The following is a 12,951-nucleotide window of genomic DNA, read 5'->3' as shown; positions in this document are numbered from 1 at the left end:
GGATTTTATAATGGCAACTGTATCAATGCGCGATATGCTGAAAGCTGGTGTTCACTTCGGTCACCAAACTCGTTACTGGAACCCAAAAATGAAGCCATTCATTTTCGGTGCTCGTAACCGCGTTCACATCATCAACCTAGAAAAAACTGTACCAATGTTCAACGAAGCTCTAGCTGAGCTAGTTAAAATTGGCGAGAAAAAAGGTAAAGTTCTTTTCGTAGGTACTAAACGCGCTGCATCTGAAGCTGTTAAAGAAGCTGCTCTTGCAAGCAACCAATACTACGTAAACAACCGTTGGTTAGGTGGTATGCTAACTAACTGGAAAACTGTTCGTCAATCAATCAAGCGTCTAAAAGATCTTGAAGCACAGTCTACAGACGGTACTTTCGACAAACTAACTAAGAAAGAAGCTCTAATGCGTACTCGTGAAATGGAGAAGCTAGAGAAATCTCTTGGTGGTATCAAAGAGATGGGCGGTCTTCCAGACGCTCTATTCGTAATCGACGCTGATCACGAGCACATCGCAGTTAAAGAAGCAAACAACCTAGGTATTCCAGTATTCGCGGTTGTTGATACTAACTCTAATCCAGACGGCGTTGACTACGTTATCCCAGGTAACGACGACGCAATCCGTGCAGTACAACTATACCTAAACGCTGCGGCTGAATCTGTAAATGAAGGCCGTAACAAAGACGTAGCTGCTGTAGTTGCTGAAAAAGACGGTTTCGTAGAAGCTGAATAATAGCGGCTCCGAGTCTCACTTAGTGTATGCGTCAAAAACTGAAACATATGCTAGGTTATAGTTAGTATTGGGGGCCGATAATGTAGGCCCTCAATTTTTACCTTATCCAGAATTTAACTGAGGAATAGAGAATGGCTGTTACTGCTGCTCTAGTAAAAGAACTGCGCGAACGTACTGGCGCAGGTATGATGGAATGTAAAAAAGCGCTTGTTGAAACAAACGGTGACATCGAGCTAGCGATTGAAAACATGCGTAAGTCTGGCGCTGCTAAAGCTGCTAAAAAAGCAGGCAACGTAGCTGCTGAAGGTACTATCGCTATTAAAGAAGCAAACGGTGTAGCTGTTCTTCTAGAAGTTAACTGTCAAACAGACTTCGTAGCAAAAGATTCTAACTTTACTGCATTCGTTAACCAAGTTGCTGAAGACGCACTAGTTTCTAAAGCTTCTGTTGAAGAACTACAAGCTAAATTTGAAGAAACTCGCGTTGCTCTAGTAGCTAAAATCGGCGAAAACGTAGCTATCCGTCGCGTACAATACGTTGAAGGTGCTGCTCTAGCTTCTTACCGTCATGGCGAAAAAATCGGTGTGGTTGTAGCTGGTGAAGGCGATGCAGAAACTCTAAAACACGTTGCTATGCACGTAGCGGCTTCTCGTCCAGAATACGTTAACCCAGAAGACGTACCTGCTGACGTAGTTGCTAAAGAGCGTGAAGTTCAAGTTGAAATCGCTATGAACGAAGGCAAGCCAAAAGAAATCGCAGAGAAAATGGTTGAAGGCCGCATGAAGAAATTCACTGGCGAAGTTTCTCTAACTGGTCAACCATTCGTAATGGAACCTAAGAAATCTGTTGGTGAAATCCTTAAAGAGCGTGGTGCTTCTGTAGTTACTTTCGTACGCCTAGAAGTAGGTGAAGGTATCGAGAAAGCTGAAGGCCTAAGCTTCGCAGAAGAAGTAGCATTGGCTCAAAAAGGTTAATCCTTAGCGAATCGCTTATAAAAAGACCGTAGCCAAGGCTACGGTCTTTTCACGAATAAGCCAGTGAATGTTTAGTTAGCTAATTTGTATAACTAAGCGAACTGTTTAACCGTGACGAATGTGCTTACTTGAGTAAGCCTATTCATGACTGTTAATCAACAACTCTCTTTGGAAGGTAAAGTCCATGACAACGAACCCTAAACCAGTATATCAACGTATTCTGTTAAAACTTAGCGGTGAAGCGCTTCAAGGTGAAGAAGGTTTTGGTATCGATCCAGCCGTTCTTGATCGTATGGCTCAAGAAGTGAAAGAACTGGTAGAGCTTGGTGTACAAGTGGGTGTTGTTATCGGTGGCGGTAACTTATTCCGTGGTGCTGGTCTGGCTAAAGCAGGTATGAACCGCGTTGTGGGTGACCACATGGGGATGTTAGCGACAGTAATGAATGGTTTGGCAATGCGTGATGCACTTCACCGTGCATACGTAAATGCTCGTGTAATGTCTGCTATTCCTTTGAACGGTGTATGTGACGATTACAACTGGGCAGATGCTATCAGCCAGTTACGTGGTGGCCGTGTTGTTATTTTTTCAGCTGGTACAGGTAACCCATTCTTCACCACCGATTCAGCAGCATGCTTACGTGGTATCGAGATCGAAGCTGATATCGTACTAAAAGCAACCAAAGTTGACGGTGTATTCTCTGCTGACCCAGTAGCTAACCCTGATGCGCAATTGTATGATAAACTTTCATACAGTGACGTTCTTGACAAAGAACTGAAAGTAATGGATTTAGCAGCATTTACATTGGCCCGTGATCACGGCATGCCAATCCGTGTATTCAATATGAACAAGCCTGGCTCTCTACGCCGTGTGGTTATGGGTGAAGCGGAAGGTACGCTGATCAGCGCCTAAGTATGATCACTCTCTAGATGAAACAAGAATTAAGGTGAAATTGTGATTAATGAGATTAAAAAAGACGCTCAAGAGCGTATGGACAAAAGTGTTGAAGCACTAAAGAACACCCTTTCTAAGATTCGTACTGGTCGTGCTCACCCAAGCATACTTTCTGGCATCTCTGTTGAGTACTACGGTGCTCCAACGCCTTTAACACAAGTTGCAAACATTGTTGCTGAAGACGCACGAACGCTAGCAATCACTGTATTTGATCGAGAGCTAACGCCAAAAGTGGAAAAAGCTATTATGGCATCAGATCTAGGTCTGAACCCTATGTCAGCGGGTACTATCATCCGTGTTCCACTTCCGCCACTAACAGAAGAACGTCGTCGTGATCTAGTCAAGATCGTACGTGGTGAAGCGGAAGGCGGTCGAGTGGCTGTTCGTAACATTCGTCGTGATGCAAACGGAGATCTTAAAGCGCTGCTTAAAGATAAAGAAATCTCTGAAGACGAAGATCGTAAAGCACAAGACGAAATTCAAAAACTAACAGACTTAGCTGTGAAGAAAATCGATGAAGTTCTTGCAGCAAAAGAAAAAGAACTGATGGAAGTTTAATCTCTCATAACTTTCAATAATATAAACGCTGTGCTCGCAGCACAGCGTTTAACTATGCTACTCTTCATCATCTTTTTATCGTCAAAACTTCCTTATGCAAAATTCGCAACTCTCTCAAGAAGCTTTACCACAACATATCGCTGTCATTATGGATGGCAATGGTCGTTGGGCTAAAGAGCAGGGCAAACCTCGTGTTTTCGGACATAAGAATGGTGTATCTTCGGTTCGTAAAACGATTTCTACAGCAGCTCGTTTAGGCATTAAAGCCATCACGTTATTCGCATTTAGTAGTGAAAACTGGCGCCGTCCTGAAGATGAGGTAGGGTTGTTGATGGAGCTGTTTATGACAGTTCTGACAACGGAAGTTAAGAAGCTGCATAAAAATAAATTACGCCTACGTATTATTGGCGACAAAAGTCGTTTTAGTGAACGCTTGCAAAACAAAATTGCTCAAGCAGAAGAACTGACAAAAGATAATACAGGGATGTTGATTAATATCGCAGCGAATTATGGTGGTCAGTGGGATATTACACAGGCAACCAGAAGTATTGCTGAAAAAGTTGCCCACGGTGAGTTGGTTCCTTCGGATATAACTGAAGAAACTATCCGCGAACATCTAACTATGTCTGATATTCCAGCCGTTGATTTAATGATTCGTACTGGTGGCGAATGCCGCATCAGCAACTTTATGTTGTGGCAGTTGGCTTATGCTGAATTGTATTTCACTCCGACTTATTGGCCAGAATTTGGCGAAGAAAGTTTAGTTGAAGCAGTGACTTGGTTTGTTAATCGCGAGCGCCGTTTTGGTTGCACTGGTGAACAAATCAAGGCATTGATGGAAAAATAAAATAGGATTTAAAGTTTGAAGCAAAGAATAATTACAGCGCTCATACTTGCACCTTTGGTGATTTTAGCCATTTTTTATCTCTCTCTTCCTTGGTTCATGGTTGCATTAGCGACTGTGACTATTATTGGTTCTTGGGAATGGACTCAATTTGTTAATGCCTCTTCTCGTTATCTTGCATTAGTTCCTGCAGTTATTGTAGGTATAGCAAGCTACGTCTGGCTGGCTCCCGATGGGATCTCGTTTCATTCTCTTAATGACTCTCACTATGTGTTACTCATCATTGGTAGTCTGTGGTGGCTATTTTCCAGCTTTTTAGCAATAAGCTACCCTAAGTCTCGCCCTTGGTGGGAAAACTCCAGCTTTCTGCGCCACCTCTTTGGGCTTCTTACTCTCATTCCGTTTTTTTGGAGTGTAGTGTTCCTTCGTGCTGAAAATATCGCTTTAGATTCATATCACGGTGCTCGATTAGTGTTATTTGTCTGCTTTATCGTGTGGGCAGCAGACAGTGGTGCATATTTCGTTGGCAAAAGTTTCGGTAAACATAAAATGGCACCCGCCGTAAGTCCTAATAAAACTATTGAAGGCTTATTAGGTGGTGTAGTTGCAGCGATGTTAGTTGGTTGGATATTTGCGGATCTATTTAGTATTCAATTCACCTCTGTCCCTGTGATGCTAGTGACTATTCTGTTAACGGTTGTTATTTCAGTACTAGGTGACTTAGTCGAGAGTATGTTCAAACGTGTTTCTGGTATTAAAGATAGCAGTAACATTATCCCAGGGCATGGTGGAGTTCTTGACCGTATTGACAGTTTGACCGCTGCATTCCCTGTTTTCGCTTCTCTTTACTTCATACTTTAACAGGTGGGCAAGTGTGTCTTGCCCATTTTTATTATTAACAACGGTTTTGCTATGCGTAAGTTAACGATTCTTGGTGCAACAGGCTCTATAGGTGCTAGCACGCTTAAAGTAGTGAAAGAAAATCCAGAACAATTTGAAATTGTTGCTTTAGCTGCGGGTGTTAACGTTGAAAAAATGCGTGAGCTCTGCCTGATATGGAAGCCGAAATATGCAGTCATGGCAACAGCAGAAGCGGCAAAACAACTCTCTCTACAGTTAGCAGAACTCAAACTTGGCACTGAAGTGTCTTATGGCGTTGATTCTATGTGTCACGTAGCTTCAATGCCTGAAGTCGATACGGTTATGGCCGCTATTGTTGGCGCAGCAGGCTTAGTGCCTACCATGGCTGCGGTAAAAGCTGGTAAACGTATATTGCTTGCTAATAAAGAAGCGCTAGTCATGTCTGGCCAGCTGTTCATCGATGCGGTTGAACAATATGGCGCTGAGTTATTGCCTGTCGACAGTGAACACAATGCTATTTTCCAGTGCCTGCCTACAAAGATTCAGACTCAACTTGGTCGCTGTGATCTTACCTCTAATGGTGTGTCGCATATTTTGCTTACGGGATCGGGTGGTCCTTTCCGCTATAGTGACATCAGCTCTCTATCCAGTGTTACTCCAGCACAAGCCATTGCACATCCCAATTGGTCTATGGGACCCAAAATTTCCGTTGATTCAGCAACCATGATGAACAAAGGCTTAGAATATATTGAGGCTAAATGGCTATTTAATGCATCAAGAGAGCAGCTTAAAGTCTTGATTCATCCTCAGTCGGTTATTCATTCCATGGTGCAATTTAAAGATGGGTCTGTCATTGCACAAATGGGTGAGCCGGATATGGCGACTCCTATTGCATTTACAATGGCTTATCCAAATCGTGTCAGTGCGAATGTGAATCCGCTAGATTTTACACGTCTGAGTGAGCTGACATTCATGGAGGTTGACTATGGACGTTATCCTTGCTTGAAATTGGCTATTGATGCTTGTTATGAAGGTCAGCATGCAACCACTTCACTTAATGCGGCGAATGAGATTGCTGTTGAGGCATTTTTGAAAGGGCAAATTCGTTTTACAGATATTGCTCGAATTAATGAAACTGTATTGTCTCAAGCATGTCGTACTAATAACCAGTTACATTCCTATGACTTGGAAAGCCTGTTAGAGCTAGATACAATGGCTCGCAAGCTAGCAAATCAAGTACTGAAAGAGCGTATATTATGAGTGGCATTCTGTGGAATTTCGTCTCCTTTATCGTTGCCCTTGGCATCTTAGTCGCGGTGCATGAATTTGGACATTTCTGGGTAGCTAGAAAGTGTGGCGTTAAAGTCGAAAAATTCTCAATTGGCTTCGGTAAGTCGATTTGGAGCAAAGTTGGTAAGGATGGTACGGAATACAGTATCTCCATGATCCCGCTCGGTGGGTTCGTTAAAATGCTCGATGGCCGTGTTGACGACGTTTCAGTTGAAGAACAGGGTTACGCATTCGATAAAAAGCCGTTATGGAAACGCTCCGCTATTGTAGCCGCTGGTCCGGCATTTAACTTCTTGTTCGCTATTTTTGCCTATTGGATTGTTTTTCTTGTTGGTGTACCAACCGTTAAACCTGTCATTGGTCAAATCATCCCTCATTCTATCTCCGCTCAAGCGGGGCTTGAGCCTGGAATGCAAATTAAATCTGTTTCAGGCGTTGAAACTCTGAATTGGGAAACCGTAAATATGGGCTTGATTGACCATATCGGTGATAAGCAATTGACCATGACAGTGACTTCTCAACAAGGTGTTGGACTCGACGAAATTAAAACTTTAGATCTGTCTGAATGGAACTTTGACCCAGAATCAGAGTCTGCTATGGAGGCCTTAGGTTTTAAACCTTATACCCCTGAAATATATATGTCTTTATTGAGTGTATCTCAAGGTGGTGCTGGTGAACTTGCAGGTTTGCAGATAGGAGATGTGCTGACTCATATTGATGGTAACCCTATCAATGATTGGCAACAGGTCGTAACGGCTATTCAAAATAGCCCTAATATGCCACTTCAGCTAAAGATAGACAGACAAGGTGAAATGTTATCGCTGGTTTTAATTCCGCAAGCAAAGAATATTGCTCAAGGAAAAGTGATCGGTTTTGCTGGTATCGCACCTGAAGTTGCAGAATGGCCTGAAAGCTATCGCTTTGATCTCCAATATGGTGTATTTGAATCGGTTGGTAAAGCGGTCGAAAAAACCGGTCAAGTTATTGGTTTAACGATCAATATGTTGAAAAAACTGATTGTCGGTGATGTTGGCCTAAATAACTTAAGTGGCCCTATTTCGATTGCCAAAGGCGCAGGAACGACAGCCGATTATGGCTTGGTTTATTTCTTGGGTTTTTTAGCACTGATTAGTGTGAATTTGGGAATTATAAATTTGGTACCCCTACCTATGTTGGATGGTGGACACCTACTGTTTTTTGCTATTGAAGGCGTTACTCGCCGCCCGGTACCAGAAAAAGTACAAGAAATGGGCTATCGAATTGGCGGCGCTATCATATTCTCTTTGATGGCAGTTGCATTATTTAACGATTTTACTCGCCTGTGATTGATTATCCATGGCAAAGCTGTAGTAAGGAATAACTCAAATACGTATGGCAATGAAAAAGATCCTTTTCGCGACACTACTCGCAACCAGCATGTCTGCGAACAGTGCCGAAAGTTTTGTTGTGCAGGACATTCAGATCAACGGATTACAACGAGTAGCGCTTGGTGCTGCTTTGTTGAAAATGCCAGTTCGTATCGGTGACACTGTCGATTCTCAAGATGTAGCGGGGATTATTAAAGCGCTTTATACATCAGGAAACTTTGAAGATGTAAAAGTACTAAGAGACGGAGATGTTTTAGTTGTTGATGTCAAAGAGCGTCCAACTATTGCAACGGTTTCTTTCTCTGGTAACAAAGCAATTAAAGAAGAACAGCTTCAGCAAAACCTTGATGCTTCGGGCATTCGAGTTGGCGAAGCTTTAGATCGTACAACGCTCAGTAACATTGAAAAAGGCCTTGAAGACTTTTATTACAGTGTGGGTAAGTATAACGCGACAGTTCGCGCGGTTGTCACTCCTTTGCCACGTAATCGAGCGGATTTAAAGTTTGTCTTCACTGAAGGTGTATCGGCAAAAATTCAGCAGATCAACTTTATAGGTAACGAAGTTTTCTCTGACGCACTGCTGTTGTCTCGCTTTAACCTTAATGTTGATGTCGCTTGGTGGAACTTCCTCTCTGATGACAAATATCAGAAGCAAGTGTTAGCCGGGGATATTGAAGCTTTACGATCATACTATCTGGATCGTGGCTATCTAAAGTTTCAAGTTGAATCAACTAACGTTTCGATTTCTCCTGACAAAAAAGGTGTTTATATCACCTTAAATTTGAATGAAGGTGAACCTTATACTGTTAAAGATGTAAAGTTCAGAGGTGAATTGATCGGCAAAGAAGCCGAGTTCAAGTCACTGATCCCTTTCGAAAATGGTGAAACATATAACGGTTCTTCTGTCACTCAGCTTGAAGAAAGCGTGAAGCGAGTTCTTGGTGAAGCGGGGTACGCATACCCACAAGTGCGTACTATTCCAGAGTTTAATGATGAAACGAAAGAAGTTTCTTTAATTGTCAACGTGGAGGCGGGTAAACGTATCTATGTTCGTGACATTCGTTTCGTTGGTAATAACGCAACCCGTGACGAAGTACTTCGTCGTGAAATGCGTCAAATGGAAGGTAGTTGGCTAAGCTCAAAAGCGATTGATACAGGTAAGTCTCGTCTGAACCGCCTTGGTTTCTTTGAAACTGTGGATGTGCAGACTGTGCGCGTGCCTGGTAGTGATGATCAGGTAGACTTGGTATATACCGTTAAAGAGGCAAACTCCGGCAGTATAAACTTCGGTATCGGTTATGGTACTGAGTCCGGTGTCAGCTTCCAGATAGGTTTACAACAAGATAACTTCCTTGGCACAGGTAATCGCGTTGGTATTAGTGCAATGACCAACGATTACCAAAAAAACGTAACGCTAGAGTATCGAGATCCATACTGGAACCTCGATGGTGTTAGCCTAGGTGGTAAAGTCTTTTACAACATTTATGAAGCTTCAGAAGCGGGTATTGTTGACTATACCAACGAAAGTTATGGTACTAGCCTGACATGGGGATTCCCATTTGATGAGCTGAATCGTTTTGAGTTTGGCATTGGCTATACCCATAACAAAATCGGCAATTTATCGCCATATCTGCAAGTTGAGCAATTCCTGATTGCACAAGAGAACAACATTGGCAGTGATGGCAGCCTGATTACCAACGATTTTGATATTAACCTTTCGTGGACTCGTAATAACCTCAACAAAGGTTATTTCCCTACGGCTGGTAACTATCAACGTGCATATTATAAAGTAACCGTACCTGGCTCTGACGCACAGTTCTTTAAATTGCAGTATGATGTTCGCCAGTACTTCCCGTTAACGAAGAAACATGAGTTTGCTTTGTTGCTTCGTGGTCGACTGGGTTATGGTAATGGATACGGTCAAACAGACGGTCAAGATAACTTGTTTCCGTTCTATGAAAACTTCTATGCTGGCGGCTTTACTAGTTTACGAGGATTTGGTTCTAACTCGGCAGGTCCTAAAGCTGTGTATCGTGACTACTCAAGTTCGAATAACGGCTCGGACGTCGCTTCTGATGACTCTGTAGGCGGTAACGCGGTTGCATTGGGTAGTGTGGAATTGATTTTCCCAACTCCGTTTGCGTCAGACGAAGCTCGCGCCCAAATTCGCACCAGTATCTTCTTTGATATGGCGAGTGTGTGGGATACAGAATTTGACTACCGAGATGGTGGTGCAGACTACGGTGATGAGTATTACTATGACTACTCTGATCCAACAAATTACCGTTCATCTTACGGTGTAGCATTACAATGGATGTCACCAATGGGACCACTAGTATTCTCGTTGGCTAAACCTATAAAAATTTACGAAGGTGATGATGAAGAGTTCTTCACATTTACCATCGGTAAAACGTTCTAATAGAGGAAAGTATTTTGAAAAATATGATCAAAGCTGCAGGTGTTAGTCTTCTTGTTCTTAGCACATCAATGTTCGCAAATGCAGCTGAAGCCGCACAAAAAGTCGGTTACATCAATACAGCTCAAGTGTTCCAAGCTCTACCTCAGCGAGAAGTTGTATTGCAGCAAATGAAAGCGGAGTTTGAAGACAAAGCTGCTGAACTGCAAAGTATCCAAGCGGAAGCAAAGACAAAAATTGAAAAGCTGAAACGAGATTCTGCGCTAATGAGTCAAGATGAAGTTGAGAAACTACGTATCGACATTGGCCAATTAGACAGCACTTACAAAATCAAAGCTCAAGCACTGGATAAAGCATCGGCACAACGTGAAGCTGAAGAAAAGCAGAAGTTATTCCACATTATTCAAGATGCAGTGAAAAAAGTGGCAGAGAAAGAAGGTTACGATATGATTATTGATATCAGCGCTATGCAATACGGTAAGCCTGAATTCAATATTTCAGAAAAAGTAATTAAAGAAATCAAATAAATAGCTCTTATAAACACAAGTAGCAATTAAACATGAAAACACTGACTTTAGCTGAACTAGCAGCAATTACCGGCGGTGAGCTACACGGTGATAGCAATGCTATTATCCATCGCGTAGCTCCAATGGATAGCGCACAAGAAGGTGATGTAACCTTTTTGTCGAATCCTAAATACAGCAAACATTTAGCGGCATCAAAAGCGACAGTGTTGATGGTGAAAGAGTCAGAGCGAACGCTGTGTCCATCAAATGTTTTGGTTGTAGCTGACCCGTATGTTGCCTTTGCTAAGGTTGCTCAAGCTTTAGATCTTACCCCTGCACCGGCTCAAAATGGCGTTGCACCAAGTGCCGTTGTTGCTGACGATGTGGTTATGGGTACAAATGTGTCTATTGGCGCTAACGCAGTAGTGGAGTCAGGTGTTGAACTGGGTAACGATGTTATTATCGGTGCTGGATGTTTTATCGGTAAAAATGCCAAACTGGGTAATAACACAAAACTTTGGGCGAATGTAAGCATATACCATGGTGTTGAAATCGGTTCTGACTGCTTGATTCAATCGAGTACGGTGATTGGCTCTGATGGTTTTGGCTACGCCAATGAGCGCGGAGAGTGGATTAAAATTCCACAAATTGGGTCAGTAAAGATAGGCAACCGCGTTGAAATTGGTGCTTGTACGACTATTGACCGTGGTGCATTAGACGATACTGTGATTGAAGACAATGTGATTCTTGATAACCAGTTACAGATCGCTCATAACGTGCACATCGGATATGGTACAGCAATGGCTGGTGGTACAGTAGTGGCTGGAAGTACTCATATTGGTAAGTACTGCATTATTGGTGGTGCAAGCGTTATAAATGGTCATATTACTATCGCGGATGGTGTCACCATCACAGGTATGGGTATGGTTATGCGCAGCATCGAAGAGAAAGGCATGTATTCGTCTGGTATACCTTTGCAAACTAACAAAGAGTGGCGTAAGACTGCAACTCGCGTTCATCGCATTGATGAAATGAACAAGCGTCTGAAAGAAGTTGAAAAGCAATTAGCGCAAAAAAACGACGCTTAATGGCATATTTTACAGACCTTTGTCGATAAGGCTCGCAAAGTGCGAGTCTTTTTCGTCTATAATGCCGAAAGAATTTTGAAAATTTAATGAATAGGAATATGACTTTGACTACTGAAAAGAAAACGATGAATATCACCGAAATTCAGGAGCTGCTTCCTCACCGCTATCCATTTTTGTTAATAGATCGCGTAACCGATTACGAAGAAGGTAAATACCTCGTTGGTCTGAAAAACGTTTCAGTAAATGAACCTCAGTTTACTGGTCATTTCCCTCAGCTGCCGATTTTTCCTGGTGTATTGATTCTTGAAGCTATGGCTCAAGCGACTGGTTTATTAGCGTTTAAATCTTTTGGTGCTTCTAAAGAAAATGAACTTTACTATTTTGCTAGTATCGACAACGCAAAATTCCGTAAACCTGTGGTTCCTGGTGACCAACTGATTATCGAAGTGGAATTCTTGAAAGAACGCCGTGGTATCGCTCTGTTTAATGGCGTAGCGAAAGTTGACGGTGAAGTAGTGTGTTCTGCTGAACTAAAATGTGCACGTAGAGAGTTTTAATATGATTCACGAAACAGCACAAATCCATCCAAGCGCCGTTATTGAAGAGGGTGCAGTGATTGGAGCTAACGTAACGGTTGGCCCATTCACTTATATCACTTCTGGTGTAAAAATCGGTGACAACACAGAAGTGATGTCACACGTCGTTATCAAAGGTAACACGGTTATCGGCAAAGAAAACCGTATTTTCCCACATGCTGTTATTGGTGAAGAAAACCAAGATAAAAAGTATGGCGGTGAAGATACAACAGTGGTTATCGGTGATCGCAACGTGATCCGTGAAGCCGTTCAAATCCATCGTGGTACAGTTCAAGATAAAGCAACGACAGTGGTAGGTAATGATAACCTGCTGTGTGTTAATGCGCATATTGCTCATGACTGTGTGGTGGGTAACAACACTCACATTGGTAACAATGCAATTCTTGGCGGACATGTAACGGTTGAAGATAATGCTGGTGTAATGGCACTATCAGCAATTCACCCATTCTGTACGGTTGGCGCTTATGCTTATGTTGGTGGTTGCTCTGCGGTTGTGCAGGATGTACCAGCTTATGTATTGGCGCAAGGTAACCATGCAACGCCTTTCGGCTTGAACTTAGTCGGTTTGAAACGTAATGGGTTTGAAAAAGCTGAGATTCGTGCGATTCAACAAGCCTACAAAGAAATCTACCGTTCAGGTAAAACTCAAGCAGAAGTATTGCCTGTACTGAAAGAAATGGCACAAGAGTGGCCGGCTGTTGAACGTTTTGTTGCCATTCTGGAAAAAACGGAACGTGGCATCATTCGTTAATTTTCG

The 12,951-nt window shown here is 42.6% G+C and carries 13 protein-coding genes; all 13 read left to right on the top strand.

The features are described from left to right. Positions 1–10: 10 nt before the first annotated feature. The 13 genes from rpsB (at position 11) to lpxA (ending at position 12,945) form a co-directional block, all read left to right on the top strand. A complete protein-coding gene (rpsB, locus tag G5S32_RS11255) occupies positions 11–742 on the top strand; it encodes a 30S ribosomal protein S2 (protein WP_165312095.1) in 732 nt (243 codons plus the stop codon). A 131-nt stretch (positions 743–873) separates the two neighbouring features. Then, complete coding sequence (gene tsf, locus G5S32_RS11250) at positions 874–1,716, top strand: translation elongation factor Ts (RefSeq protein ID WP_165312094.1); 843 nt, start codon at positions 874–876, stop codon at positions 1,714–1,716. A gap of 184 nt (positions 1,717–1,900) precedes the next feature. Then, positions 1,901–2,626 carry a UMP kinase gene (gene pyrH / locus G5S32_RS11245; RefSeq protein WP_165312093.1) on the top strand — a complete coding sequence of 242 codons (726 nt, stop codon included), beginning with the start codon at positions 1,901–1,903 and terminating at the stop codon, positions 2,624–2,626. A 42-nt stretch (positions 2,627–2,668) separates the two neighbouring features. Further along, the gene (gene frr / locus G5S32_RS11240; protein WP_165312092.1) at positions 2,669–3,226 is read left to right on the top strand and encodes a ribosome recycling factor; all 558 of its coding nucleotides are present in this window, start codon (positions 2,669–2,671) and stop codon (positions 3,224–3,226) included. 94 nt (positions 3,227–3,320) lie between these two features. Then, positions 3,321–4,073: a polyprenyl diphosphate synthase gene (gene uppS / locus G5S32_RS11235; RefSeq protein ID WP_165312091.1), complete on the top strand. Its 753-nt coding sequence runs from the start codon at positions 3,321–3,323 to the stop codon at positions 4,071–4,073. A 15-nt stretch (positions 4,074–4,088) separates the two neighbouring features. Further along, on the top strand, positions 4,089–4,931 hold the full coding sequence (locus tag G5S32_RS11230; RefSeq protein WP_165312090.1) for a phosphatidate cytidylyltransferase: 843 nt from the start codon (positions 4,089–4,091) through the stop codon (positions 4,929–4,931). Between the two features lie 51 nt (positions 4,932–4,982). Further along, the gene (ispC, locus tag G5S32_RS11225; RefSeq protein WP_165312089.1) at positions 4,983–6,191 is read left to right on the top strand and encodes a 1-deoxy-D-xylulose-5-phosphate reductoisomerase; all 1,209 of its coding nucleotides are present in this window, start codon (positions 4,983–4,985) and stop codon (positions 6,189–6,191) included. Beyond that, positions 6,188–7,546 carry a sigma E protease regulator RseP gene (gene rseP / locus G5S32_RS11220; RefSeq protein WP_165312088.1) on the top strand — a complete coding sequence of 453 codons (1,359 nt, stop codon included), beginning with the start codon at positions 6,188–6,190 and terminating at the stop codon, positions 7,544–7,546. The genes ispC and rseP overlap by 4 nt, the downstream gene beginning before the upstream one ends. Before the next feature lie 46 nt (positions 7,547–7,592). After that, complete coding sequence (gene bamA / locus G5S32_RS11215; RefSeq protein ID WP_165312087.1) at positions 7,593–10,007, top strand: outer membrane protein assembly factor BamA; 2,415 nt, start codon at positions 7,593–7,595, stop codon at positions 10,005–10,007. Between the two features lie 14 nt (positions 10,008–10,021). Beyond that, complete coding sequence (locus tag G5S32_RS11210; RefSeq protein WP_165312086.1) at positions 10,022–10,531, top strand: OmpH/Skp family outer membrane protein; 510 nt, start codon at positions 10,022–10,024, stop codon at positions 10,529–10,531. Between the two features lie 32 nt (positions 10,532–10,563). Next, complete coding sequence (gene lpxD, locus G5S32_RS11205) at positions 10,564–11,598, top strand: UDP-3-O-(3-hydroxymyristoyl)glucosamine N-acyltransferase (RefSeq protein ID WP_165312085.1); 1,035 nt, start codon at positions 10,564–10,566, stop codon at positions 11,596–11,598. Positions 11,599–11,723: 125 nt separating this feature from the next. Continuing rightward, entirely contained in the window at positions 11,724–12,155 is a 432-nt protein-coding gene (gene fabZ, locus G5S32_RS11200) for a 3-hydroxyacyl-ACP dehydratase FabZ (protein WP_171137392.1), read from the top strand. Position 12,156: 1 nt separating this feature from the next. Continuing rightward, a complete protein-coding gene (gene lpxA / locus G5S32_RS11195; protein WP_165312084.1) occupies positions 12,157–12,945 on the top strand; it encodes an acyl-ACP--UDP-N-acetylglucosamine O-acyltransferase in 789 nt (262 codons plus the stop codon). The last annotated feature ends 6 nt before the right edge of the window (positions 12,946–12,951 follow it).

It is taken from the genome of Vibrio ziniensis (assembly GCF_011064285.1).
Lineage (GTDB): Bacteria > Pseudomonadota > Gammaproteobacteria > Enterobacterales > Vibrionaceae > Vibrio > Vibrio ziniensis.
Note: the sequence above shows the minus strand (reverse complement) of the source record. Positions and strands in the feature narration are given on the sequence as shown.